This is a genomic window from Pseudoduganella violacea, from assembly GCF_014191875.1.
Taxonomy (GTDB): Bacteria; Pseudomonadota; Gammaproteobacteria; order Burkholderiales; family Burkholderiaceae_D; genus Rugamonas; species Rugamonas violacea_A.
In genome coordinates, this window is sequence record NZ_JACHXD010000029.1 from 13,261 (window position 1) to 38,142 (window position 24,882).

The following is a 24,882-nucleotide window of genomic DNA, read 5'->3' on the forward strand; positions in this document are numbered from 1 at the left end:
CCATGGACGAGCTGCGGGATATCTACCAGAACGCGCTGGAAGCGCAGGAGGCGGGCGAATACGAAGAAGCGCTGCGCCTGCACCGGCATTTCCACGACTATGCGGGCAGGCAGGAACGCAATCTGTTCCGTTTCAGCCGCTTCGCCCTGCATCACTGGCTGGAGCTGGCCGAAGCTTATCCGCCCGCACTGGCAGCCCTGCGGGCGCTTGGCGAACGCGAAACCGCGCTGCTGCTCGCCGGCGAAACCGAAATCCGCATCGCCGATGGCAGCAGCGAGGACCGCTTCCCCCTTATCGTCGACATCAACCGCCTGCTGGACGACGAGCAGGCCACGCTTGAGCTGTTCCGCCAGTTCCAGGTCAAGATGCCGGAACTGGCGGCGCAAGCCTTCCACCAGGCCGTGGACGCCATCGTTGCTTGCGGCGATTTCCAGCTGGCGCATAGCTATCTGCCTGAACCCATGGCCGCGATCAAACAGGACGCCGCGGATCTGAACCGCATTTTCCAGGCCATGGCTGGCGATGCCAGCAAGCTTTCCACCGTGCGCCTGATGGGCGAAACCCTGGGCTATGTGAAACAGGCCGTGCTGCAATGGCAGGTGCTGAAAGGATTGGGAAAGGAAGAAGAAGCGGGCCAGTTTGCCGGCGACGCAGAGAACCTGCTCGACCGGCCAAGTTTGCGCCGCGTCATGCGCAAGGAATTCGAGCAGCCAGGAACGCTGCTGGCTGAGTGGTCGCACAGCCAGCAAGCGTTCTGGCTGCAGGACGCGGCTTAAACGCCTCCAGCCCCGGGCGCCACACCGGCAGCGCCCAGCGCGCCGACGCAGTAATCGGTCATGGCGCGCAGCACATCGGGGTCTTCGCCTACCGCGCCCACCACATGGATGCGCAGAGCCGGATAGCTGGCGCGCAGCTGGTCCAGCATCAGCGGCAGGTCGCGCAGCACATGGCCGCCCTGTCCCAGGAACACCGGCACCACCGTCACCTCGTCGACGCCAGCGGCCACCAGCGCCGCCACCTGCTGCTGCAGCAGCGGTTCCATCAACTCCAGAAAAGCCAGCGAGACATCGGTATCGGGCAGGCGCGCCTGCGTCAGCTCGCGCAGGCGTTCGAAAGGCGCGGCCCAGCTGGCGGCGCGCGCGCCATGGGCAAACAGGATCAGCGCGTGCTTGCCCATCTCAGTGCCGCTCCACCCACCACAAGGCGCCCAGCGCCAGCATCAGGAAGATCAGACTCGGCATGATGGCCGTGACCACGGCCGGCCAGGTCGACAGCATGCCCAGATGCGAGAACAGGGTATTCACCAGCAGGTAGCCGACGCCGATCATGATGCCGATGAAAATCTTCAGGCTGACGCCGCCGCTGCGGGTGTGCAGATAGGCGAACGGCAAGGCCAGGGCCATCAGCACGAAGATAGCCAGCGGGTCGAACAGTTTCTTCCAGAACGCGATCTTGAAGCGCTCGGTGCCTTGCTTGTTTTCCTGCAGGTGGCGGGTATACACGCGCAGCTCGTTGGCCGACATGCGCTCCGGATCGGAGGCCGATACCGACAGGATCTTGGGCGTGATCTCCGACACCAGATCCTTGGTCGGATGGGTCTGGATGGCGATGGCACTGCTCTCCTGGCCGAAGTGGTTGGCGCGCGTAGCTTCCGCGCCGGCCGCCAGCACGGCGTTGCTGAAATGGTTTTCCGTCACATCGTGCAGGCGCCAAACATTATTTCCCTGAAAAATACCGGTCTTGGCCTGGGTGATGGAACGCAGGCGGAAGCTGGTGTCGAATTCGTAAAGCTTGACGCCGACCAGCTGCCCGTCCGGCAAGACTTCCTTCACATTGAAGAAGCGCGTGCCTTGCACGGCGCCGCTCATGCCATCGCTCTTGACCACATCCTTGGTCCACAGGCCGGAACGGAATTCGGCCGACACCGTGGCGCCGCGCCCAGTCAGGCGCACTTTCTCGGCCAGCGGCCCAGTGCGCGGCGTGATCACTTCGCCGAAGATGAAGGTGACGATCACCAGGCCGATGCCGATGCGGAACAGCATCCAGCCCGCCATGCGGGTCGACATGCTGGACGCGCGCATGATGGTGAATTCCGAGGTCGAGGCAAATTGCGCCATCGTGTAAATGGTGCCGATCAGGGCCGCCACCGGCATCACCTTGTACACATTGCTCGGCAACATAAGCAGCGTATACAGCATGGCATGCTGCAGGGTATAGCCGTTCTTGCCGACCGAGGCCAGCTCGCCGCTCAGGTCCATGAAGGCCTGCAGGCCGAGGAAGGCCAGCAACACGAAGGCTACGGCCTTGACGATGGAAACGGCAAAATAGCGTTGCAGGATACTCATTGGGATACAGCTTTCTTGCTGCCGCCGCGCTTGAGCGCAGCCATCAGGGCCAGCGGGTGATAACGGTGGTTTACGTTCAAACGCCAGGCAAACAGGATCAGCACGGCCAGCGCCGCAGCCAGGTGCAGCGGCCACCAGGAGACCGCGAACGGCAATTTGCCTTGCTTGACGCTAGCCTCCAGCACCTTGCTGATATTGTTATAGGCGAAGAAAATCAGCACCGCGATAATCAGGTTGGTCGAACTGCCCGCGCGCGGATTGACGAAGCCCAGCGGAATCGCCAGCAGCAGCAGGACCAGGCAGGAAATCGGCGCGCCGATGCGGTACAGCAGCTCGCCGCGCGTGGCATTGGTCGGGCTTTCCAGGAGCTCCTTGGTGGTCATGGCGGCCTCCATCGGCGCATCGGCTTCCTGCGCCTGCTGCGCCACGCGCATGCTGTAGCGCTCGAATTCCATGGTCTGGAAATCGGCCTGGCCCGGCGTGCCCTGGTAGCGGCGGCCGTTTTTCAGCACCAGATAGCTGGACCCGTCGGGCGTGGTGCTGATGACGCCTTCCTTGGCCACCACCACCGACGTGCCGCGCGCATCGACCGAATTGACGAAAACATTCTGCACCACCGCGCTTTTGCCGGCCACCGCCTCCACGAAGAAAATGCGGTTGCTGGACGAGGATTCCTTGAATTGGCCGGGCGCGACCTTTTGCAAATCCTCGCGTTTGTTAAAGCGTTCGATATATTCGCTGCTTTTTTGCTTGGCCCACGGGGTGGCAAAGAAACTCAGGGCGCCGGTCAATATAATCAAAGGCAGGCCGAAAGTCAGCACCGGACGAATCCATTTTGCTAAACTCTGGCCCGACGCAAACCAGACCACCATCTCGGAATCGCGATAAGTGCGCGTAACGACCATCAGCACAGAAATAAAACTGGTGAGGATGATGACAGTTGGCAGATAATTCAGGGCTGCGAACGCGATGAGCGCGACCACGTCGGTCGACGCTACCTTGCCGCCCGCGGCTTTGCCGAGAATGGAGATCAGGGTCCACGTCACGAGGATGGAAAACAGCACCGTGAAAGTAGCCCCTGCGGAACTGGCCAGCTCGCGTTTAAGGGCGCGTTGGAAAATCATTCGACGTTTATAATCCGATCAACAGGTTTAAGTAAGACCAGCAATACCAGCACACAATACGGAGAAATCTAATGGACTTTAGCATAAAAGCTTTTGACGCAAAAAACACCATCTCGTCGGCCAAAACCGGCTGCGTAGCCGTCGCGGTTTTCGAAAACAAGAAGCTGTCCGAGGCGGCCAAAGCCCTGGACGGCGCCGGTGAAATCACGGCTGCGCTGAAGTCCGGCGACATCTCCGGTAAAGCCGGCACCACCCTGCTGCTGCGCGGCCTGAAGGGCGCGGCAGCCGAGCGCGTGCTGCTGGTTGGCCTGGGCGCAGACGAAGCCGTGGGCGAAAAGAGCTTCAACTCCGCAGTGCAAGCCACCATCAAGGCCTTCTCGACCCTGGGTACGGCGGACGCCATTATCGCATTACCACTGACCGAAGTGAAAGAGCGCGACGTGAACTGGAGCGTGCGCGCCGTGGTGCAAGCCGGCCGCGAAAGCATCTACCGCACCGACAGCCAGAAATCGAAGAAAGACCCGGTGCCGGCCGGCGTGAAGAAAATCGCCCTGGCCCTGCCGAACAATGCCGCCACCAAGCTGGCCCTGTCGCAAGCGATCGCCATCGCCAACGGCATGGAGCTGACCAAGGACCTGGGCAACCTGCCGGCCAACGTCTGCACCCCGACCTATCTGGCCGACACCGCCAAAAAGCTGGCCAAGGAATTCAAGTTCGAAGTCGAAATCCTGGAGCGCAAGCAGATGGAAGCCCTGAAAATGGGCAGCTTCCTGTCCGTGACCAATGGCAGCGAGCAGGCGCCCAAGTTCATCGTGCTGAAGCACATGGGCGGCAAGGCCAAGGACGCGCCGGTGGTGCTAGTCGGTAAAGGCATCACCTTCGATACCGGCGGCATCTCGATCAAGGCCGGTCCTGGCATGGACGAGATGAAATACGATATGTGCGGCGCCGGCTCCGTGCTGGGCACCTTCCGCGCCATCGGCGAAATGGGCCTGAAGCTGAACGTGATCGGCATCGTGGCCGCTTGCGAAAACATGCCTTCCGGCCGCGCCACCAAGCCGGGCGACATTGTCACCTCGATGAACGGCCTGACCATCGAAGTGCTGAACACCGACGCCGAAGGCCGCCTGATCCTGTGCGACGCCCTGACCTACGCCGAGCGCTTCAAGCCAGCCGCCGTGGTCAACGTGGCCACCCTGACCGGCGCCTGCGTGGTCGCCCTGGGCCACCACAACAGCGGCCTGTTCACCCGTCACGACGAAGCCCACGACAAGCTGGCCGCCGAACTGCTGGCCGCCGGCAAAGCCACCAGCGACACCGCATGGCGCATGCCGATCGAGGAAGCGTACAACGATCAGCTGAAGTCCAACTTCGCCGATCTGGCGAACATCGGCACACCGGGCGGCATGTCGATCACGGCCGCGGCCTTCCTGGAAAACTTCACCCGCAAGTACACCTGGGCCCACCTGGACATCGCCGGCACCGCCTGGAAATCGGGCGCGGCCAAAGGCGCGACCGGCCGTCCGGTTCCGCTGCTGAGCACCTTCCTGATCAACCGCGCATAAAGCAAAAGCCGGGACGCGTCCCGGCTTTTCAGATGCAAGAGGGACAGTCCGCCAGGGCTGTCCCTTTTTTATTCTGCGCTAATACACCGTCACACCGCCCGGCGCGGGCAAACGCTGCTCGCCCTGATTCAGCGGATTCAGGATGACGGTAATGGTCGAGGGATAGTCGAAACCGGCGCCGGTATTGCGGTCCACAATCAGCCCCGTGCCGAAGGTCAGCACGATATTGCCCCACAGGCTGGCGTTCTGTTTGGACGGCACGCTTTCGCCGGAGACGGCTTGCCCGCCCAGCTGGCAATCGACATGCAGGGGTTTCAGGCTCTTGTGGATCGTGACGCGACCGGGCGTGGCGACAAACCACTTGCCCACATCGTTGGACAGCACGCAGCCCGCGCCCGCCACCTCGCGGTGGTCGAGAACGGTCTGCACCAGTACTTGTTGCTGGGTAGATTCAGTAAGCGTTGCGCAAGCGCCCAACGCCGCCAGAACAGCGGCGCAGGCGACGGGCCGCAAAGCGGCCGCGCCGGCCGAGAACATCAGCCGGTGGTACATAGGCGGCTTAATTGCCCGCCTGGGACTTTTGTCTTTGCTTCAGACCCTGAATGACGTTCAGGATGTCTTCCATGCCGCTGCTACCGTCCAGGGCAGAGAAAGCGTCCAGCACTTCATTCAACACCTGATTACGCACCGTCGCTTCGCCGGCACTCACGGCAGTCGGTCGCGCCAGGCTGGACCGGGCACTCACGGTACGTTCGCCTGCTGCCTCTTTTTCCTTCTGGGCAGCCGACTTGCGTCCGCTCGGGGCCTTGCCATGCTCCAGCGCCGCTTGCCAGATTACCCAGCGGCGTTGCGTTTCAAATACCAGATACTCTTCTGGCTTGTCTTCGCGCCTGCGCACGATGTGGCCGTCGCGCTGCGCCCATGCTTCAAATGCTGATCGCATTTTATTCCTTTACATGCTTCGGACTGTTTAAAAACACGAATAAGTTTCCAAATAGTACCACTTCTTTACGAAAAACAACACAATTTTGTTGCTTTATGGAACATTTTTGTAATGAGTGGTGGCCGGGGACAACTAATCAGTGCTCAAACGAACTTATGTATATTTATATTTTTTGGTTAGCACTAACTACATCTTAGTACCATTTTGATAACTATGAAGCATTATCGGCAATTATTTTTGGGTCTGTTACATTTTCCTACATTATCCCTCCTCTGGATACCATTTGGTCGAGAAAACTGACGTTTATTTGCAAATATCAGGGCCGCCTTCGCTCTTGCAAGGCCTGCGCGCAGCGGGCCATTGCGGTAAGATGCGCGCCAGGAAAACCATAAGGATAAGCACCATGAAACTTGCAACCTGGAATGTTAATTCGCTCAACGTAAGATTGGCGCACGTTTTGAAATGGCTGGAAGAAAACCCGGTCGATGTGTTGTGCATCCAGGAAACAAAATTGACGGACGACAAGTTTCCCACCGCCGCCATCGAAGCCGCCGGCTACCAGGTCGTGTTCAGCGGCCAGAAAACGTATAACGGCGTGGCGATTTTGTCGCGCCTGCCTATCGAGGATGTAGTTAAGAACAATCCACGCTATGAAGACGCGCAGCAGCGCATTCTGGCCGCCACCATCGGCGGCGTGCGCGTGGTTTGCGCCTATGTGCCAAACGGCCAGGCGGTTGATACCGAAAAGTACATTTACAAACTGGGCTGGCTGCAATCGTTCCGCGACTGGCTGGCCGACGAACTGGCCAAGCATCCGAACCTGGCCGTGCTGGGCGACTACAATATCGCGCCGGAAGACCGCGACGTGCACGATCCGGCCGCCTGGGAAGGCCAGGTGCTGTGTTCGGACAAGGAAAGGGCCGCGCTGCAAGCCCTGTTCGACCTGGGCTTGCAGGATTCCTTCCGCCTGTTCGAGCATCCGGAAAAAACCTTCAGCTGGTGGGATTACCGCATGCTCGGCTTCCAGAAGAACAAGGGCCTGCGCATCGACCATATCCTGCTGTCGGCGCCGCTGGTGGCGCGCTGCGAGGCGTGCATCATCGACCGCGCGCCGCGCAAATGGGAGCAGCCGTCCGACCACGCGCCGGTGATCGCGACCCTGGTCCCGGCCTGAGAACGCCGCTTACTCCGCCCTGCCCTGCAGCAGATGCTGCGCTTCGGCGCAGGGCACGGGACGGGAGAACAGATAGCCTTGCGCATGCTGGCAACCCTGCCGTTGCAAGAGGCCGAACTGCGCTTCCGTCTCCACCCCTTCCGCCACCACCGACAGCTGCAAGCTGTCCGACAGCGCGATAATGGCCGCCACGATGGCGCGGTCTTCCGTGCTCTCTTCCAGGTCCTTGATAAAGGCGCGGTCGATCTTGATCTTGCGCACCGGGAAGCGCTTCAGATAGGCCAGGCTCGAATAGCCCGTGCCGAAATCGTCGATCGACAGGCGGATGCCCATGGCGTTGATCTGGCCCAGGATTTCCAGGGTCTGCTCGCCGTGCTGCATCACCGCCGTTTCCGTGATCTCGAATTCGATCAGGGCCGGGTCGATGCCGGTTTCCTCCAAAATCCGGCGGATCGAGGCCACCAGGCCGCGGTGCATGAACTGGCGCGGCGACAGGTTGATCGCCAGCGGCACCGGCTGCAAGCCCTGGCGCAGCCATTCCATATTCTGCTCGCAGGCGCGCCGTATCACCCATTCGCCGACCGGCACGATCAGGCCATTCTCCTCCATGATGGGGATGAACTGGTCCGGCCCCACCAGGCCGTGGCCCGGACGGCGCCAGCGCAGCAGCACTTCCATGGCGTGCAGATGGCGCGTGCGGATATCCATGATGGGCTGGAAGTGCAGCTCGAACTGCTGCAGGGCCAGCGCGCTGCGCAAGCTGCTTTCCAGTTCGAAGTGGTGGGCCGCCGCCAGGTTCATCTTCTGGGTGAAGAATTGATAGTTATTGCGGCCGGCCGCCTTGGCGTGGTACATCGCGGAATCGGCGTTGCGCATCAGGGTCGCCACGTCCTGGCCGTCGTCCGGATAGATGCAGATGCCGATCGAAGGCGAAATATGCAGCATGCGCCCCTCCAGCGGGAAAGGCGCGGCCAGCGCTTCGATGATTTTTTCCGCCACCCGGTTCGATTCGCCCACCTCGCCCAGGCCCGGCACCAGCACCACGAATTCGTCGCCGCCCAGGCGGGCCACGGTATCGCTGGCGCGCACCGACGCGCACAGGCGGTTGGCCACTTCCTTCAGCAACTGGTCGCCCGTCATATGGCCGAGCGAATCGTTGATGGTTTTGAAGCGGTCCAGGTCGATGAACATGACGGCCAGGCGGCGGCTGGACCGCTGCGCCGCCAGCATGGCGCGGTCCAGGCGGTCGGCCAGCAGGGCGCGGTTGGGCAGGCCGGTCAGGCTGTCGTGGTAGGCCATATGGTGGACGCGCGCCTCGGCCTGGCGCCGCTCCACGATCTCGGCCTGCAGCATGGCGTTGGCGCCGGCCAGTTCGGCGGTGCGCTCCAGCACCCGCACCTCCAGCTCGTCGCGCGCGCGGCGCACCGTTTCGGCCGCTTCGCGCCGCGCCGTCACATCGTCCACCAGCCAGACCGAGCGTCCGCGCGGCTGCGTCGGATCGAAGGGGCGGCCGGACAGGCGCGCCCAGAAGCGGCTGCCGTCCTTGCGCACCAGTTGGTACTCGGCCGAGCTGACATGGCCCGCCGCGAAATCGCGCCCCGTGTCGCGCCGCGCCTTGGCCCATTCATCCAGGTCGGGATAGAAGGCTTGCACGCTCATATTGTTCATTTCGCCGGGCGCGTAGCCGAACAGCTCTTCCATCTTGGCGTTGCAGCGCAGATTGCGCCCATTCTCGCAAACCGAGATGCCCAGCACCGCGCTGTCGAGTATGGCCTGGTTTTCCAGCAGGGCATTGCGCAGCGATTCCTCGGCGCGTTTGTGCTCGGCGCGGTCTTCGATGATCCAGATCGTGCCCTGGGTCGGGTCTTCCGGATTGACCACGTAGGCGATCAGCTGGGCCCAGAAGGTGTTGCCGTCCTTGCGCCGCATTTCCACTTCGGTCTGGAAAGGCCGGCCCACCGACAGCAGCGGCGAAGCCAATACGCCCAGCCGCGCATACGCATCGTCCGAGGGATACAGGGCGCGTCCCGGCAGGCCCAGGCCTTCCTTGCCCTCGTAGCCGAACATTTCGGAGAAGCCGCGGTTATAGCGCGTGATCAGGCGGTTGCGCGTGTACAGGATGCAGATCGAGGCATTCGTCATCAAGGCCTCGACTTCCATCTGGTTCTGGCGCGAGCGCGTCACGTCTTCCAGAATCCAGATGGTGCCGCCCTCATTGTGTTCCTGGTCCACGGTGCTGGCGCGCACGCGGCACCAGAACAGGCTACCGTCATGCTTGCGGAACTGGAACTCGTTCTTTTCGAAGGCGCGGCCCTGGCCCAGCACCGGCCCCGCTTCGCGGCCGAATTCGGCGTACACCTCGGGCGAGGGGAAAACTTCCACCGCCGGGCGGCCCGTGATCTGTTCGCGCCGGTAGCCGAACATCTCGGCCAGGCGCGGATTACAGCTCAACATGATCTCGTCCTTGGTGAACAGGACGCCGACCGGCGCATTGTCCAGAATCGCCTTCTGTTCGGCCAGCGCCTTGCCCAGCGCGCGCTGCTCGTGCGGGACCTCGCTCAGTTCATGGAAGACGACAGTGACGCCGGCCGGCGTCATGCCGGCCGGCAGCGGCTTGAGCGCCATGCCGGCGTGGATATGGCGCCCGCTCTCGGCCTGCAGGCAGATATCGGCGTAGTTGCGCGGCACGGACAGGTCGCCGCCGCAAGCCGCTTTCACAGCGGCGCTGGCCTCGGCGCGCACATGCGGCGCGATGAAGGCGCTGAGCGGCTGTTCGCGCGGATCGGTTTCCAGCAAGGCCGCCAGCTCCGCATTCGCCGCCAGCACCCGGCCCGCGCTATCGCACACGCAAGCCGGAACGCCGATCAGCGTCAAAGCCTCGGCCAGTACATCGGGATTGCTTGAGACTGGGTTCATGTACACCAGAGCACCTTGTGGAAATAATAGCTTCCCATTGGCAATGGATCGCGGTTGGGCAGATCATAAACCACAATGATTGCATTCGCCACAATACCTAAAAGAATGCCCGGACTTGCCGGGCTAGCTTACAACAAAAGGGGCGGCGCGCCTGTTCCTCTGATACAGAAGCCCAGGCGCGCCGCCCCAAAAACGATATAAATCAAATCACAGGACTTGCAAAAAACACTTCTCCGTCCGCTTACCGCTATTACTTAAAACGCATCACCGGGAACGCGCACCCAGCCTTCCATCAGCACGCGCGCGCTGCGGCTCATGATGGCCTTGGTCACGCTCCACTCGCCATTCGCCTGGACCGCTTGCGCGCCCACACGCAAGGTGCCGGAGGGATGGCCGAAACGCACCGCCTCACGCTCGCCGCCGCCGGCCGCCAGATTGACCAGGGTGCCGGGAATGGCGGCCGCCGTGCCGATGGCGACAGCGGCCGTGCCCATCATGGCGTGGTGCAGCTTGCCCATGGAGAGGGCACGCACCAGCAGGTCGATATCCCCTGCCGCCACCTGCTTGCCGCTGGAGGCGGCATAGCTGGCGGGACGGGCCACGAAAGCGACTTTCGGCGTGTGCTGGCGGGTGGCCGCTTCGTCCACGTGCTTGATCAGGCCCATACGCACCGCGCCGTGGGCGCGGATGGATTCGAACATGGCCAGGGCCTTGGGATCGCCGTTGATCATTTCCTGCAATTCCGTGCCCTGATAGCCGATGGCGTCGGCGTTCACGAAAATGGTGGGAATGCCTGCATTGATCATGGTGGCGCGCAGAACGCCGAGGCCCGGCACTTCCAGGTCATCGATCAGATTCCCGGTCGGGAACATGGCGCCGCCGCCGCCCTCTTCCTCGGCCGCCGGATCGAGGAATTCGAGCTGCACTTCGGCGGCTGGAAAAGTCACGCCATCGAGTTCGAAGCCGCCGGTTTCCTGCACCGCGCCGTCGGTGATCGGCACGTGGGCAACGATGGTCTTGCCGATATTGGCTTGCCAGATGCGCACCGTGGCGACGCCATTGTGCGGCACGCGCTCCGCGTCCACCAGGCCGGAAGCGATGGCGAAGGAGCCGACCGCCGCCGACAGGTTGCCGCAGTTGCCGCTCCAGTCGACGAAAGGCTTGTCGATGGAAACCTGGCCGAACAGATAGTCGACATCATGCTCCGGCCGTTCCGACTTGGACAGGATGACCGCCTTGCTGGTGCTGGAGGTCGCGCCGCCCATGCCGTCAATCTGTTTGCCGTAAGGATCGGGGCTGCCGATCACGCGCAGCAGCAGCGCATCGCGCGCCGCGCCGGGCTGCTGGGCCGCCGCCGGCAGATCCTGCAGGCGGAAGAACACGCCCTTGCTGGTGCCGCCACGCATATAGGTGGCGGGGATTTTGATTTGCGCTTGATAAGCCATGCTTACGCCGCCTTTGCCGATTCAAGGAAGTCCTGGGCGAAGCGCTGCAGCACGCCGCCCGCCTCATAGATCGACACCTCTTCCGCCGTGTCGAGGCGGCAGGTGACAGGCACCTCGACGCGCTCGCCATTGCGGCGGTGGATCACCAGGGTCAGATCGGCGCGCGGGGTGCGCTCGCCGATCACGTCATAGCTTTCCGTGCCGTCCAGATTCAAGGTCAGGCGGTTCACGCCCGGCTTGAATTCCAGCGGCAGCACGCCCATGCCCACCAGATTGGTGCGGTGGATGCGCTCGAAGCCTTCGGCCACGATGGCTTCCACGCCGGCCAGGCGCACGCCCTTGGCGGCCCAGTCGCGCGAAGAACCTTGGCCATAGTCGGCACCGGCGATCACGATCAGCGGCTGCTTGCGCTCCATATAGGTCTCGATCGCTTCCCACATGCGCATCACCTTGCCCTCGGGCTCGACGCGCGCCAGGGAACCGGCTTTCACCTTGCCGTCTTCCAGCACCATCTCGTTCTTCAGCGTCGGATTGGCGAAGGTGGCGCGCTGCGCCGTCAGGTGGTCGCCGCGGTGTGTGGCGTAGGAATTGAAGTCCTCTTCCGGCAGGCCCATTTTCGCCAGGTATTCGCCGGCCGCGCTATCGAGCATGATGGCGTTCGACGGCGACAGGTGGTCGGTGGTGATGTTGTCGCCCAGGACCGCCAGCGGCAGCATGCCTTTCAGCGTGCGTTCGCCGGCCAGCGCGCCTTCCCAGTAAGGCGGACGGCGGATATAGGTGCTCGGCGCGCGCCAGTCGTACAGCGGGCTGACTTGCTCGCCCGTGTCCTGCCGTGGCGCGAACATCGGGATATACACTTTGCGGAAGTGGTCGGGCTTGACGCTGGAGGCGACGATGGCGTCGATCTCCGCGTCGCTCGGCCAGATGTCCTTCAACGTGACCGGCTGGCCGTTGGCGTCGGTGCCCAGCACATCCTTCTCGATATCGAAGCGGATGGTGCCGGCAATCGCGTAAGCCACCACCAGCGGCGGCGAAGCGAGGAAGGCCTGCTTGGCGTAAGGGTGGATGCGGCCGTCGAAGTTGCGGTTGCCGGAAAGGACGGCGGTGGCGTACAGGTCGCGCTCCACCACTTCCTTCTGGATCACCGGATCGAGCGCGCCGGACATGCCGTTGCAGGAGGTGCAGGCATAGGCCACCACGCCGAAGCCCAGCTTTTCCAGATCGGGCAGCAGGCCCGCTTCTTCCAGGTACAGGGTGACAGCCTTGGAACCGGGCGCCAGCGAACTTTTCACCCAGGGCTTGCGCAGCAGGCCGCGCTGGTTGGCGTTGCGCGCCAGCAGGCCGGCGGCAATCATATTGCGCGGGTTGTTGGTGTTGGTGCAGCTGGTGATGGCGGCGATGATGACGGCGCCGTCCGGCATCAGGCCCGGCTCGTTCTCCACCTTACCGCTGATGCCGCGCGCGGCCAGCTCCGAGGTCGGCACGCGCTTGTGCGGATTGGACGGGCCGGCGATATTGCGCACCACGCTGGACAGGTCGAATTTCAGCACGCGCTCGTATTCGGCCGCTTTCAGGCCATCGGCCCACAGGCCGGTTTCTTTCGCATAGCCCTCCACCAGCGCGACCAGTTCATCATCGCGGCCGGTCAGCTTCAGGTATTTGATGGTCTGCTCGTCGATGTAGAACATCGCGGCGGTGGCGCCGAATTCGGGCGCCATATTCGAGATGGTGGCGCGGTCGCCCAGGGTCAGGGCGGCGGCGCCTTCGCCGTAGAACTCCAGGTAGGAGGACACGACTTTTTCCTTGCGCAGGAATTCGGTCAGCGCCAGCACGGTGTCGGTGGCGGTGATGCCGGGCTGCGGCTTGCCGGTCAGCTCGACGCCGATGATGTCGGGCAGGCGCATCCAGGAGGCGCGGCCCAGCATCACGCTTTCCGCTTCCAGGCCGCCGACGCCGATGGCGATCACGCCCAGCGCATCGACCATCGGCGTGTGCGAATCGGTGCCGACCAGGGTGTCGGGGTAAGCCACGCCATCGCTGACCTGGATCACCGGCGACATGCGCTCCAGATTGATCTGGTGCAGGATGCCGTTCCCGGGTGGGATCACGTCCACGTTCTTGAAGGCCAGCTTGGTCCAGTTGATGAAGTCGAAGCGGTCTTCATTACGGCGGTCCTCGATGGCGCGGTTTTTTGCAAAGGCATCGGGATCGAAACCGCCGCATTCCACGGCCAGCGAATGGTCGACCACCAGCTGGGTCGGCACCACCGGATTGACCATGGCCGGGTCGCCCCCCTGCTCGGCGATGGCGTCGCGCAGGCCGGCCAGATCGACCAGGGCGGTCTGGCCCAGGATGTCGTGGCAGACCACGCGCGCCGGGAACCAGGGGAAATCCAGATCGCGCTTGCGCTCGATCAGTTGCGACAGCGAGGCGTTCAGCGTCGCGGGTTCGCAGCGGCGCACCAGGTTCTCGGCCAGTACGCGCGAGGTATAGGGCAGCTTGGCGTAGGAGCCGGGCTGGATGGCGTCGACGGCGGCGCGCGCGTCGAAGTAATCCAGCTTGGTGCCGGGCAGCTGTTTGCGGAATGCGGCGTTCATATTACTTGCGGTCCTTGATAGGTACGAATTGCAGGTCTTCGGGGCCAACGTAGTTGGCGCTCGGACGGATGATCTTGTTGTCGATGCGCTGTTCGATCACGTGCGCGGCCCAGCCCGAAGTGCGGCTGATCACGAACAGTGGGGTGAACATGGCGGTCGGCACGCCCATCATGTGGTAGGACACGGCGGAGAACCAGTCCAGGTTGGGGAACATCTTCTTGATTTCCCACATCACGCTTTCCAGGCGCTCGGCGATGTCGAACATCTTCAGCGAACCGGCTTCCTGCGACAGCTTGCGCGCCACTTCCTTGATGACCTTGTTGCGCGGGTCGGAGATGGTGTAGACCGGGTGGCCGAAGCCGATCACCACTTCCTTGTTGGCGACGCGGTTGCGGATATCGGCTTCCGCCTCGTCGGCGTTCTCGTAGCGCTTCTGGATGTCCAGCGCCACTTCGTTGGCGCCGCCGTGTTTCGGGCCGCGCAGCGCGCCGATCGCGCCGGTGATGGCGGAGTGGATGTCGGAACCGGTGCCGGCGATCACGCGGCTGGTGAAGGTCGAGGCGTTGAATTCGTGCTCCGCGTACAGGATCAGCGAGGTGTGCATGGCCTTGACCCAGGATTCGGAAGGCTTCTCGCCATGCAGCAGGTGCAGGAAGTGGCCGCCGATGGAGTCGTCGTCGGTTTCCACTTCGATGCGCTTGCCGTTATGGCTGAAGTGATACCAGTACAGCAGCATGGAGCCGAAGGAAGCCATCAGGCGGTCGGCGATGTCGCGCGCGCCGGCGATATTGTGGTCGTCCTTTTCCGGCAGGGCGCAGCCCAGCACCGAGACGCCGGTACGCATCACGTCCATCGGATGGGCGCCGGCCGGCAGCGCTTCCAGCGCCGCCTTCACGGCCTGCGGCAGGCCGCGCAGGGATTTCAGCTTGGCCTTGTAGCCCTTCAGTTCGGCAGTGGTGGGCAGCTTGCCATGCACCAGCAGATAGGCGATTTCCTCGAATTCGCAGCTGTCGGCCACGTCCAGAATGTCATAGCCGCGGTAGTGCAGGTCATTGCCGGTCTTGCCGACGGAGCACAGGGCGGTATTGCCGGCCGCAACGCCGGACAGGGCGACGGATTTTTTAGGTTTGAAGGTTGCTGCTTGCTCGGTCATCTCTACTCTCCTCTATGCGATTACTTTTTCTGCGCCGCGAACAGCGCATCCAGCTTTTGCTCAAAATCGTGATAGTTGATGCGTTCATACAGTTCGGCGCGGGTCTGCATGGTGTCCAGCACGGCCTTTTGCGAACCGTCGCGGCGGATGGCGCCGTACACATTCTCGGCCGCCTTGTTCATGGCACGGAAGGCCGACAAGGGATACAGCACCAGGCCGACGTCGGCCGATTTCAGTTCGTCCACCGTGAACAGCGGGGTGGAGCCGAATTCGGTGATATTCGCCAGCACCGGCACTTTCACCGCGTTGGCGAATTGCTTGTACATGGCCAGTTCGGTCATCGCTTCCGGGAAGATCATGTCGGCGCCGGCTTCCACGCAGGCGATGGCGCGCTCGATGGCCGCGTCCAGGCCTTCCACGGCCAGCGCGTCGGTCCGCGCCATGATGACGAAGTTTTCATCGGTGCGGGCATCGACGGCGGCCTTGATGCGGTCCACCATTTCAGTCTTGCTCACGATTTCCTTGCCGGGACGGTGGCCGCAGCGCTTGGCGCCGACCTGGTCTTCGATGTGCATGGCGGCGGCGCCGAACTTGATCATGGACTTGACGGTGCGCGCCACGTTGAAGGCGGAAGCGCCGAAGCCAGTATCGACGTCGACCAGCAGCGGCAGGTCGCACACGTCGGTAATGCGGCGCACATCGGTCAGCACGTCGTCCAGATTGGAGATGCCCAGGTCGGGCAGGCCGAGCGAGCCGGCGGCGACGCCGCCGCCGGACAGATAGATGGCGCGGAAGCCGGCGCGCTTGGCGAGCAGGGCGTGGTTGGCGTTGATCGCGCCCACCACTTGCAGCGGGGATTCTTCCTGCACGGCCTTGCGGAAGGCGGCGCCTGCGGAGTATTGGCTCATGAAGACCTTTCTCAATGGAACGTTGGTATGGCCTGCTTTAACGCAAAAGCCATGCCAGCTTTGCCTTGCAGATAAAAATGCATAAAAATCAGCGACTTGTGAGTGGCAACGCAACACGATCGCCCTCTGCGCGCATTTCAAGCTGAAACATTGAAACATCCTTGAACTATAATTGAAACATGCGCCATTCCACTCCCCTGCCCCTGGACAGCAACGACAAGCCGGTCATCTGGACGGTTTCCGTTTCGCGCCTGTCCGAACTGTTCCGCGACATCACGCTGGAATACGATGCCCTCGCCACCATCGAGCCGATCAACCTGGGCTTCGACGAGGCGGCGCGCCATATCCGCGAACGCATGGCGACGGAGCGCTGCGACGCGGTGATCGCGGCGGGCTCGAACGCGGCGTACCTGAAAGGCCGGCTCTCGGTGCCGGTGGTAATCGCCAAGGCATCCGGCTTCGACATGATGCAGGCGCTGGCCAGGGCGCGCCGCGTCTCGGAGCGCATTGGCGTCATCACCTACCAGGACCAGATGCCGGAACTGGCCGAATTCGCCGCCACCTTCGGCGTGCAGATCGCCCAGCGCACCTATGCCACCGAAGAGGATGCGCGCGCCCAGATCAATGATCTGAAGGCCGCCGGCATCAAGGCTATCGTCGGCGCGGGCCTGATCACCGACCTGGCCGAGGAGGCCGGATTGACCGGCGTGTTTGTCTACTCGGCCGCCTCGATCCGCCAGGCTTTCGACGATGCGCTGGAGATGGCGCGCCTGGCGCAGCTGGAATCGAACCGGGGACGGCGCACCGTGGTGGCTGATACGCTGCGCGCCAAGCATGGCCTGAACGATCTGCGCGGCGAATCGGCGGCGATGGAAAAGGTGCGCCAGGCCGTGGTGCTATACGCAAAATCGCCGGCCACGGTGCTGATCCAGGGCGAAACCGGCAGCGGCAAGGAGCTCGTGGCGCAAGCCATCCACCGCGAAAGCCCGCGCGTGCTGGGCGTGAACCGTCCCTTCGTGGCGGTGAACTGCGGCGCGATCGCCGAATCGCTGCTGGAATCGGAATTGTTCGGCCACGAGGAAGGCGCCTTCACCGGCGCGCGGCGCGGCGGCCACGCCGGCCTATTCGAAGCGGCCAACCGCGGCACCCTCTTCCTCGACGAGATCGGCGAAATGCCGCTTACCCTGCAAACCCGCCTGCTGCGCGTGCTGGAAGAGCGCGAGGTGGTGCGCGTGGGCGGTACGCGGCCTATCGCCGTCAATGTGCGCATCATCAGCGCCACTCACTGCGATCTGGAACAACGGGTGCGCGAAGGCCGCTTCCGCGCCGACCTGTTCTATCGGCTGGCCGTGTTGCGCATGGCGCTGCCGCCGCTGCGCGAACGCGGCGCCGACATCGTGCCGCTGGCCGAATGGTCGCTGAAGAATGCGCTGGCAGCGCTGGGCGCGCGCCCCCATCCCAATCTGCACGCCGAGGTGGCGGCCTGCACACCGCTGCTGGCACGCTACAACTGGCCCGGCAATGTGCGCGAGCTGCGCAACCTGACCGAACGCCTGGCCCTCTTCCTGGCCGCTGAACCGCTGCAGGCGCTGACGCCGGGTTTCGTGCTGGGCGTGGCGCCGGAACTGGCCGGCTTCGCAACTGCCCCCGCGATCGCAGCCGCAGCGCCCGGCGGCAATGGCCGGGAAAGCGTCAGCGAAGTGTTGGCCCGCTTCGGCGGACGGCGCGACGCGGCGGCGGCTTACCTCGGTATCAGCCGCACCACCCTGTGGCGCCGCTTGCGCGAGGAAGACGCGGATCTCGCCTGAACCCTCTTCCGCGCGCCCCATCCTTACGGCCAAGTCTACAATCGGCCTGGGATCAGCCGCTGGAGGACCGCATGAGCGCACAAGCCGATCAGGACTGCGAAAAGGAAACGCTGAAAGAACAGATGGCGCGCATCGTCGAGGAAGCGCGCATGGTGCTGCCTGGTATCCAGGCGCTGTTCGGCTTTCAGACCATCGCTGTCTTCAACGAACGCTTCAACGACCTGCCCATGTACGCCCAGGACTGCCATGTGGCAGCCCTGGCCCTGGTGGTGATCGCCATTTCCCTGATCATGATGCCCGCCGCCTACCACCGCCTGGCCGAACCGCAGCTCATTTCCCGGCGCGGCATCAAGGTTTCGGCGCGCGCCATCTGCTATGCGCTGGCGCCGCTAGCCGGGGCACTAGCACTGGATGTCTTTGTGGTGCTGCACGCGGTGACGGACGATCTGTCCCTCAGCGCCAGCGGCGGCATCGGCACCTTCTTATTGCTGATCACCCTGTGGTTTGCCTATCCTTTGCACGCGCGCCGCAGCCGCCACCCCGAAATAGGCGATTGACGCCACTCATCCTCGATACGCGCCGCTCATCACGACGGCGCTCGCCGCCGCTGCATACGGCCGATAAAGTACGTTTCACAAGAAGGAAACACCATGAAACGTCCAATCACCCACACCGTCAAAGTTCTGCTGGCCGCATCGGCCATGATTTTGAGCGCCGCCCCGGCCCTTGCCGCCAAGGCCTTCAAGGTCGAAGTGACGGGCCAAGGTCTGCCCTTAATCCTGATTCCCGGCCTGGCTTCTTCCGGCGAGGTGTGGCAAGGCACGGTCAAGCGCTTTTGCGGCGCGCGCCAATGCCATGTACTGACCCTGGCCGGCTTCGCAGGCCAACCCGCCATCGAGCAAGCGCTACTGCCCGCCGTCGAGGAGGAGTTGGCGGCCTATATCAGCGCCAACAAGCTGGAAAAACCGGTGATCGTGGGCCATAGCCTGGGCGGCTTTGTGGCGCTGAAGCTGGCCAGCGACCATCCGGACAAGGTGGGCCGCCTGGTCATCGTCGATTCCCTGCCCGCCCTGGGCGCGACGCAAATGCCGGACATCACCTTGGAGCAGTTGCAAAGCCAGGCGGCGCGCATGCGCGACGGCATGCTGGCGCAGGATGAGGCCACGCGCGCCCTCTCGCAAAAGCGCACCGTCGGCGCGATGGTGACGGCGCCGGCCGATGCCGAACGCATTATCGGCTGGGGCCAGCAATCCGACCGCAAGACCGTGGCGAGCGCCATGTACCAGCTGATGTCCAGCGATCTGCGCGGCGATCTGGCACGCATCAAGGCGCCCACGCTGGTGCTGGGCACCTGGATCGCCTACAAGGACTATGCGCCGCGCGCCGCGATTGCAGAGACATTCAAGGCGCAATATGCGAAACTGGGCGGCGCACAAATCGAGCTGGCCGATACGGCCCGCCACTTCGTCATGTACGACGATCCTGAATGGATGTATACCCGCATGGAGCAATTCCTCAAATGAGCAGCAGCGCCGCCCAGCCCGCAAGCGCGCCGCAGCCGCCCTTGCTGGCGCGCCTGAACTGGTACTGGATCTGCCAGCTGGGCGGCTGGCTGCTGGTCGGCCTGGCCAATCTAGTGCTCTACGCCAAACTGATGTCTGGCACGCAGCTGGTCTGCCTGTGGATGGCCATCAGCGGCATCATCATCAGCCATCTGTGGCGCGTCTTCACCAAGCGGCGCGGCTGGGTGGCAAAGGGCATGAACTGGAAGCTGGCCCTCTACTCCTTCCTGGTCCTGGGGCCGCTGCAAACCGTCAGCGTGGCGCTGGTCATTCACGTCCTGCTGCAAAGGGTCAGCGATCTAAGCTGGCTGCCCATCACCCTGATCGTGTGGGGCAGCACTTTCCTGGGCTGGAATATCTGCTACTCGATGGCGCTGTCCATGCGCCGCGCCAACCGCTTTGAAGCGGAAACCCTGCGTCTTGAACTGCTGGCCAAGGACGCGGAACTGCGCGCCCTGCAAGCCCAGGTCAATCCGCATTTCTTCTTCAATAGCCTGAACAGCGTGCGCGCCCTGATTTACGAGAACCGCGATGCGGCGGCCCTGATGATCGACCAGTTGGCGGCGCTGATGCGCTACACCCTGCAATCGGATCAAGCCGATACCGTGAAGCTGGCGCAGGAACTGGAGGCAGTGCAAGCCTATCTGGCCATCGAAAAGATTCGTTTTGAAGACAGGTTGCGGGTAAGGATCGATGTGGAGGATGGAATGGAAAATGTGGCGGTGCCGCCAATGTCGGTGCAGACCCTGGTCGAGAATGCGGTGAAGTATGGCGTTGAAATGAGCGCCAGCGGCAGCGAGATCCGCATCCGGGCGCGGCATGGCGACGGAATCAGCGTGATCGAAGTGGCGAATGCCGGCGCGATCCGTCCCTTCTCCAATTCCACCCACGTCGGCCTGGCGAATGCGCGCAAGCGCCTGATGCTGGCCATGGGCAAGGAAGCCAGCCTGGATCTGAGCGAGAGCGAAGGCTGGGTGCGCGCCACCATGCAATTGCCGGTGGCCGCATGATGCGCGTGCTGCTGGTGGACGACGAACGTCTGGCGCGCGCCGAATTGCGCCGCCTGCTGGCACCGCACGAACAGGTCGAGATCGTGGGCGAAGCCGCCAACGCGGCCGAGGCGATCCAGCAGATCGCCGCCTTGCAGCCCGACCTTGTGCTGCTCGACGTGCAGATGCCGGGCGGCAGCGGCTTCGATATGCTGGAGGCGCTGGACGTGATGCCCGAAGTGATCTTTACCACGGCCTTCGACCAATACGCGCTGCGGGCCTTCGAGGTCAATGCGCTCGATTACTTGCAAAAGCCGATCCAGGCGGCGCGGCTGGCGGCGGCATTGGAGCGTGCGGCCGCGCGGCTCGGCCACCCGGCCAAGGCCAGCCTGCGTACGGCGAAGGCCGAGGGCGCGCCGCGCAAAATCTTCATCAAGGATGGGGAGCGCTGCTGGCTGGTCGACGTGCGGCAAATCCGCCTGTTCGAATCGGAGGGCAATTACACGCGCGTCTACTTCGAAGAGAACAAGCCGCTGATGCTGCGCTCCCTCAACCAGCTCGAAGAAAAGCTCGACGGCGGCAGCTTCTTCCGCGCCAGCCGCCGCCACATCGTCAATCTCGACCATGTGCGGGAAACGCGCAGCGCCGACGGCGGCGGCATGAATCTGCTGCTGCACGACGGCGTGAACGTGGAGGTATCGCGCCGCCGCGCCGCGCTGCTGCGCGAGCAGCGCGAGCTTTAAGGCCGGCCTAGCGCCAGTTGCCGGAGACAGGCGCCACGGCGGCTGGCGCAACAATGGCCGCAGGCTGGCCGGCATTCAGCGCCGGAATCTGCTGCGGACGCAATGGCGGCACCGGCTGCTCCTTCAACTTCTTCTGCAGCAGGTCGATCGCCACTTCGAGCTGGCGGTCCTGGCCTTTGAAGGTGGCGTGCGGCGGATTTTCCACCTCCACGTCCGGCGCCACGCCCACGCCCTCGATCAACCATTGCCCATCCATGCCGAACTGGCCGTTCTCGGCCGCGCGCACCATGCCGTTGTCGGCCAGGCCGTTGCGGTCGCTGAGCCAAACGCCCGCGCCAGCGGTACGCTTGCCAACCAGCGGACCAAGCTTGAGCGCTTTCACGCCGGCAGCAAAGGTCTCACCGTCGGAGTAGGTCAGTTCATCGACCAGCACCACCAGATGGCCGCGGAAAGTGCTCTGCATATTGGTCGACGGCTTGCTCACCGGCGAAGACCAGAAGGCCCAGGCCTTGCGCAGCAACTTCTCGATGATCCAGCTGTCGATATTGCCGCCCTGGTTGCGGCGCACGTCGATGATCAGGCCATCGCGGTTGATGTTGGCGTAGAAATCGCGGGCAAAGGAAGCGATGTCGCGCGGCCCCATGGCACGCAGATGCAGATAGCCGATACGGCCTTTCGACGCCGCCTCCACCTGGCGCGCCCTGCCCTGCTCCCAGTCGCTGTAGCGCAGCGCGGCCTGCTTCATCAGCGGCACCGGCGTGACGATCACGGAACGCGCCGGGCCTTTCACCGGCTTCACTTGCAGCAGCACCTGACGCTCGGCCTGGTTCAGCAGCAGGTCGGCGATATCGCGCACCTCCAGCACCGACTTGCCGTTGACGGAAGTGATGATGTCGCCTTCCACCACGTTCACGTCAGGCTGGGCCAGCGGTCCCAGTTCGGATGGCAGTTCAGGCTCGGCACGATAAATATGATCGACACGATAGCCATCCGCCACGCGCGACAGCACCGCGCCAAGGCCGGCCGGCGCGCCTTCCGGCGCAGGCCGGCGAATGTCGCCGGGACGCACTTGCGAATGCAGCGCGCCGACTTCGGACACCATCATGCCCAGCAAGTCATTCAGCTCCGCGCGGTCGGTTACGCGCTCGACCAGCGGCGAGTATTTGGCGCGCACGGCATTCCAGTCCACGCCGCGCATCTTCGCGTCGTACAGGAAATCGCGGTGCATGCGCCAGGCATCGCCGAACATCTGCTTCCACTCCAGGCGCGGATTGGAGATCAGCGCCCAGTCATCCACCTTCACCTTGGCCTTGCTCACATCGTTGGGTTGCTTCGCGCCCGCGTCCACGATCAGCATATCGCCAGGACCATTCGCGGCCTGGGTGCGGTAGTAGATCCGTTTCATATCGCTGGACAGATCGTAATCGCGCACATTCGGCGCGAACACTTCCGGCTGCGGGCCATTACGGCCGATGCTCAGGGTTTTCAGCGCGCTCTTGCCATCGCTTTCGCGTTCGATGAAGTAGAGGCGCTTATCGTCCACCGCCAGCTTGCGGTAATTGCCCGCCGCCAGCGGCACTTCGAACAAGCGCTGCGCCAGGCCTTCATAGACGATGGGCGGCTGGCCGGGCTTCGCCGCTTTCGCAGGCGCTTTCTCGGCCGCCTTCTCCGCCGCTTTTTCCACGGCTTTCTCTGCCGCCTTTTCCTCCGGGCTTTCGGCCGGCTTGGCGGCGGCCTTGCTCAGCTCATCGTCCGGTTTGAAGGGGAAGCGGTTGCCCGGCTGCAGAGCCAGGGCGAAGATGCCGGTGCGCTTGTCGAACACCGGTCCCATATTGCGGTCGCCCCAGGGGGCGCCATTGGCCAACTGGAAATTACGCGCCGAGAGGAAGTAAAGCCATTTGCCGTCGGGCGAAAACACGGGCGAATCGGAGTTGAAACGGTCGCTGGTGACGAAGACCAGGCGCTGCGCCTCCAGATTGTACAAGCCGATCTGGTCGCGCTGCTCGTCGCTGCCGGCGCGCACGGTGGCAAGGTTGCGGCTGTCGGACGCCCAGACCACGCCGTCGTGCTGGTCCACGCCGGATTTGCCGGCATCGTCGATCACCACATTGGCCTTGCTGGCGAGGTTCAGCAGCCAGAAGCGGCCCAGCTTATCGGTATGCGCCAGCCATTTGCCGTCGGGCGAAGGGTACAAGGCCCAGCGGTGGTTGTTGCCATCCTTGGTCAACTGCTCGCCGTGGCCGGAGCCGTCGGCGGCGAATTTCCAGATCTCGTTTTCTCCAGTGGTGTCGACAATCGCGTACACCCATTTATCGTCGTGGCTGAAGACCGCATCGCGGGCGCGCGCGCCCTCGGGAATCGCGATCTCCACACGGCGCTGGCTGCCGGTGCCGGCGATGCTGACGCGCCCACGCGCGGTCAGGACGATGCGCTCGTCCTTCGAGGACAGCTGCACATTGCTCAGATTATCCAGCGGCGAGCGGATTTGGCGCGTGCGCTGCTGATCGAAATCGGAGACGAGACTGATCTTCAACTGCTGGTCGCTGCTCTGCGCCAGGTCCAGCACATGCAGATCGGCGCCCAGCTGATAGACGATCTTGCCGTCGCCCAGCGCGGCGGCGCGCACGTCCCATTCCTTGTGCCGGGTCAGTTGGCGCGCATCGCTGCCATCGGCGCGCGTGGTCCATAGATTATGCGAGCCGCCACGATCGCTGATGAAGTAGAGACGATCCTGCCACCACATCGGACGCTGGTTGTTGCCCTGATCGCCGGCAAACAGCGCTTCCGCCTCCTTCTGCCCCGCCAGGTCGAAGCGCCACAACTGGGCATGCGCGCCGCCGCGATAGTTCTTCGCATTGTCGCCCGTCATGCCAAGGCCGAAACGCGTGAAGAACAAGGTCTTGCCCGCCTCGTCCAGCACCGCATCGTTGGCATCGGCCACCGGGAAGACACGGCGCACCAGGCTGCCTGGATGGACGGCCGCGATGACGCGGTGCGCATTCGGCCCGGTCGAATTCAATGTGCTCAACAACACCTCGCCCTGGGCCGACCAGCCCAGCACCGTGACCGAAGCGCTCTCGAAGGAAATGCGCTTCGGCAGGCCGCCGTCGATCGGCATCACATACGCATCCTGCCCACCCTCGTAGGCGGCGATGAAGGCCACCGACTTACCGTCGTGCGAGATGGCGGCATTGGTTTCGGCGCCCGCGTGCGTGGTCAGACGCTGCGCCTGGCCGCCGCGCGCGCTGGCCTTCCACAGATCCCCTTCCGCCGTAAATACCACGGCATCGCCGCGAATCGCAGGAAAGCGCAAATACGCATCAGCCGCCAACGCGGCACCGGCCGCGGCCAAGCCAGCCGTCATCATCAGGCCGGTAAAAAGACGAGAAACACTCATGGTCAGATTAACTCTTTCATTGGTTAAATCGGACCCTGATTCTGTCACATATTCGTTCCCCAAAAACAAAACTGCTGCCGCTTTACAACACACCGATCACCTTAATACAGTTGAGCTTGTGTCCGATTGGGGTCAGCAACTGTCTTGATTAAGGCATGTCAGTTGCTGACCACATAGTGTGATTGCGCAGCATGGCGTTCATGGTGACGAGCA

At 63.3% G+C, this 24,882-nt stretch carries 19 protein-coding genes; 8 read left to right on the plus strand and 11 right to left on the minus strand.

The features are described from left to right. The first annotated feature begins 2 nt into the window (after nt 1-2). On the plus strand, nt 3-776 hold the full coding sequence (locus FHS03_RS27205; RefSeq protein ID WP_183444039.1) for a hypothetical protein: 774 nt from the start codon (nt 3-5) through the stop codon (nt 774-776). On the opposite strand, the gene FHS03_RS27210 is transcribed toward FHS03_RS27205, so the two are convergent. From FHS03_RS27210 to lptF, 3 genes are read right to left on the minus strand one after another with little or no spacing between them, the layout of a single operon-like run. Beyond that, nucleotides 773-1,177, minus strand: a complete 405-nt coding sequence (locus FHS03_RS27210) for a sirohydrochlorin chelatase (protein ID WP_183444040.1) — start codon at nt 1,175-1,177, stop codon at nt 773-775. The genes FHS03_RS27205 and FHS03_RS27210 overlap by 4 nt on opposite strands. A 1-nt stretch (nt 1,178) precedes the next feature. Beyond that, on the minus strand, nt 1,179-2,345 hold the full coding sequence (lptG, locus tag FHS03_RS27215; RefSeq protein ID WP_183444041.1) for an LPS export ABC transporter permease LptG: 1,167 nt from the start codon (nt 2,343-2,345) through the stop codon (nt 1,179-1,181). Further along, the gene (lptF, locus tag FHS03_RS27220) at nt 2,342-3,469 is read right to left on the minus strand and encodes an LPS export ABC transporter permease LptF (RefSeq protein WP_183444042.1); all 1,128 of its coding nucleotides are present in this window, start codon (nt 3,467-3,469) and stop codon (nt 2,342-2,344) included. The genes lptG and lptF overlap by 4 nt, the downstream gene beginning before the upstream one ends. Before the next feature lie 71 nt (nt 3,470-3,540). Here lptF and FHS03_RS27225 point away from each other — a divergent pair, with 71 nt between their 5' ends. Next, on the plus strand, nt 3,541-5,034 hold the full coding sequence (locus tag FHS03_RS27225) for a leucyl aminopeptidase (RefSeq protein ID WP_176348132.1): 1,494 nt from the start codon (nt 3,541-3,543) through the stop codon (nt 5,032-5,034). Between the two features lie 78 nt (nt 5,035-5,112). On the opposite strand, the gene FHS03_RS27230 is transcribed toward FHS03_RS27225, so the two are convergent. Together FHS03_RS27230 and FHS03_RS27235 are read right to left on the minus strand one after the other, a co-directional pair. Beyond that, nucleotides 5,113-5,586 carry a hypothetical protein gene (locus FHS03_RS27230; protein WP_229426467.1) on the minus strand — a complete coding sequence of 158 codons (474 nt, stop codon included), beginning with the start codon at nt 5,584-5,586 and terminating at the stop codon, nt 5,113-5,115. 7 nt (nt 5,587-5,593) lie between these two features. Continuing rightward, a complete protein-coding gene (locus tag FHS03_RS27235; RefSeq protein ID WP_176348133.1) occupies nt 5,594-5,977 on the minus strand; it encodes a phiTE_015 family protein in 384 nt (127 codons plus the stop codon). A 403-nt stretch (nt 5,978-6,380) separates the two neighbouring features. Between FHS03_RS27235 and xth the strand changes: the two genes are divergently transcribed. Beyond that, entirely contained in the window at nt 6,381-7,151 is a 771-nt protein-coding gene (gene xth, locus FHS03_RS27240; protein ID WP_183444043.1) for an exodeoxyribonuclease III, read from the plus strand. Between the two features lie 9 nt (nt 7,152-7,160). Here the strand turns inward: xth and FHS03_RS27245 are convergent, their stop codons facing one another. The 5 genes from FHS03_RS27245 to prpB form a co-directional block, all read right to left on the minus strand. Beyond that, nucleotides 7,161-10,067: a bifunctional diguanylate cyclase/phosphodiesterase gene (locus tag FHS03_RS27245; protein WP_183444044.1), complete on the minus strand. Its 2,907-nt coding sequence runs from the start codon at nt 10,065-10,067 to the stop codon at nt 7,161-7,163. Between the two features lie 254 nt (nt 10,068-10,321). Further along, nucleotides 10,322-11,512, minus strand: a complete 1,191-nt coding sequence (gene prpF / locus FHS03_RS27250) for a 2-methylaconitate cis-trans isomerase PrpF (protein ID WP_183444045.1) — start codon at nt 11,510-11,512, stop codon at nt 10,322-10,324. A 2-nt stretch (nt 11,513-11,514) separates the two neighbouring features. After that, the gene (acnD, locus tag FHS03_RS27255; RefSeq protein ID WP_183444046.1) at nt 11,515-14,109 is read right to left on the minus strand and encodes a Fe/S-dependent 2-methylisocitrate dehydratase AcnD; all 2,595 of its coding nucleotides are present in this window, start codon (nt 14,107-14,109) and stop codon (nt 11,515-11,517) included. 1 nt (nt 14,110) lies between these two features. Then, on the minus strand, nt 14,111-15,262 hold the full coding sequence (gene prpC, locus FHS03_RS27260; protein WP_183444047.1) for a bifunctional 2-methylcitrate synthase/citrate synthase: 1,152 nt from the start codon (nt 15,260-15,262) through the stop codon (nt 14,111-14,113). A gap of 20 nt (nt 15,263-15,282) precedes the next feature. After that, the gene (gene prpB / locus FHS03_RS27265) at nt 15,283-16,170 is read right to left on the minus strand and encodes a methylisocitrate lyase (protein WP_183444048.1); all 888 of its coding nucleotides are present in this window, start codon (nt 16,168-16,170) and stop codon (nt 15,283-15,285) included. A gap of 179 nt (nt 16,171-16,349) precedes the next feature. On the opposite strand from prpB, the gene prpR reads away from it, so the two are divergent. The 5 genes from prpR (at nt 16,350) to FHS03_RS27290 (ending at nt 21,272) form a co-directional block, all read left to right on the plus strand. Continuing rightward, nucleotides 16,350-17,978, plus strand: coding sequence for a propionate catabolism operon regulatory protein PrpR (prpR, locus tag FHS03_RS27270; protein ID WP_183444049.1), 1,629 nt, complete (start codon nt 16,350-16,352; stop codon nt 17,976-17,978). A 71-nt stretch (nt 17,979-18,049) separates the two neighbouring features. Next, nucleotides 18,050-18,535 carry a DUF6328 family protein gene (locus FHS03_RS27275; RefSeq protein ID WP_221208276.1) on the plus strand — a complete coding sequence of 162 codons (486 nt, stop codon included), beginning with the start codon at nt 18,050-18,052 and terminating at the stop codon, nt 18,533-18,535. A 93-nt stretch (nt 18,536-18,628) separates the two neighbouring features. Continuing rightward, entirely contained in the window at nt 18,629-19,501 is an 873-nt protein-coding gene (locus tag FHS03_RS27280; RefSeq protein ID WP_183444050.1) for an alpha/beta fold hydrolase, read from the plus strand. Continuing rightward, nucleotides 19,498-20,550: a sensor histidine kinase gene (locus tag FHS03_RS27285; protein WP_183444051.1), complete on the plus strand. Its 1,053-nt coding sequence runs from the start codon at nt 19,498-19,500 to the stop codon at nt 20,548-20,550. The genes FHS03_RS27280 and FHS03_RS27285 overlap by 4 nt, the downstream gene beginning before the upstream one ends. Then, a complete protein-coding gene (locus tag FHS03_RS27290) occupies nt 20,550-21,272 on the plus strand; it encodes a LytR/AlgR family response regulator transcription factor (RefSeq protein WP_183444055.1) in 723 nt (240 codons plus the stop codon). The genes FHS03_RS27285 and FHS03_RS27290 overlap by 1 nt, the downstream gene beginning before the upstream one ends. A 7-nt stretch (nt 21,273-21,279) precedes the next feature. On the opposite strand, the gene FHS03_RS27295 is transcribed toward FHS03_RS27290, so the two are convergent. Next, the gene (locus FHS03_RS27295) at nt 21,280-24,669 is read right to left on the minus strand and encodes a S41 family peptidase (protein ID WP_183444052.1); all 3,390 of its coding nucleotides are present in this window, start codon (nt 24,667-24,669) and stop codon (nt 21,280-21,282) included. Between the last annotated feature and the right edge of the window lie 213 nt (nt 24,670-24,882).

Coding starts and splice junctions, on each gene's coding strand:
- FHS03_RS27230 (WP_229426467.1), bottom strand. CDS start 5,586: ATGTACCACCGGCTGATGTTCTCGGCCGGCGCGGCCGCTTTGCGGCCC.
- lptG (WP_183444041.1), bottom strand. CDS start 2,345: ATGAGTATCCTGCAACGCTATTTTGCCGTTTCCATCGTCAAGGCCGTA.
- FHS03_RS27290 (WP_183444055.1), top strand. CDS start 20,550: ATGCGCGTGCTGCTGGTGGACGACGAACGTCTGGCGCGCGCCGAATTG.
- prpF (WP_183444045.1), bottom strand. CDS start 11,512: ATGGCTTATCAAGCGCAAATCAAAATCCCCGCCACCTATATGCGTGGC.
- FHS03_RS27245 (WP_183444044.1), bottom strand. CDS start 10,067: ATGAACCCAGTCTCAAGCAATCCCGATGTACTGGCCGAGGCTTTGACG.
- FHS03_RS27225 (WP_176348132.1), top strand. CDS start 3,541: ATGGACTTTAGCATAAAAGCTTTTGACGCAAAAAACACCATCTCGTCG.
- xth (WP_183444043.1), top strand. CDS start 6,381: ATGAAACTTGCAACCTGGAATGTTAATTCGCTCAACGTAAGATTGGCG.
- FHS03_RS27210 (WP_183444040.1), bottom strand. CDS start 1,177: ATGGGCAAGCACGCGCTGATCCTGTTTGCCCATGGCGCGCGCGCCGCC.
- prpC (WP_183444047.1), bottom strand. CDS start 15,262: ATGACCGAGCAAGCAGCAACCTTCAAACCTAAAAAATCCGTCGCCCTG.
- prpB (WP_183444048.1), bottom strand. CDS start 16,170: ATGAGCCAATACTCCGCAGGCGCCGCCTTCCGCAAGGCCGTGCAGGAA.
- FHS03_RS27205 (WP_183444039.1), top strand. CDS start 3: ATGGACGAGCTGCGGGATATCTACCAGAACGCGCTGGAAGCGCAGGAG.
- FHS03_RS27295 (WP_183444052.1), bottom strand. CDS start 24,669: ATGAGTGTTTCTCGTCTTTTTACCGGCCTGATGATGACGGCTGGCTTG.
- FHS03_RS27285 (WP_183444051.1), top strand. CDS start 19,498: ATGAGCAGCAGCGCCGCCCAGCCCGCAAGCGCGCCGCAGCCGCCCTTG.
- acnD (WP_183444046.1), bottom strand. CDS start 14,109: ATGAACGCCGCATTCCGCAAACAGCTGCCCGGCACCAAGCTGGATTAC.
- FHS03_RS27280 (WP_183444050.1), top strand. CDS start 18,629: ATGAAACGTCCAATCACCCACACCGTCAAAGTTCTGCTGGCCGCATCG.
- FHS03_RS27235 (WP_176348133.1), bottom strand. CDS start 5,977: ATGCGATCAGCATTTGAAGCATGGGCGCAGCGCGACGGCCACATCGTG.
- prpR (WP_183444049.1), top strand. CDS start 16,350: ATGCGCCATTCCACTCCCCTGCCCCTGGACAGCAACGACAAGCCGGTC.
- lptF (WP_183444042.1), bottom strand. CDS start 3,469: ATGATTTTCCAACGCGCCCTTAAACGCGAGCTGGCCAGTTCCGCAGGG.
- FHS03_RS27275 (WP_221208276.1), top strand. CDS start 18,050: ATGAGCGCACAAGCCGATCAGGACTGCGAAAAGGAAACGCTGAAAGAA.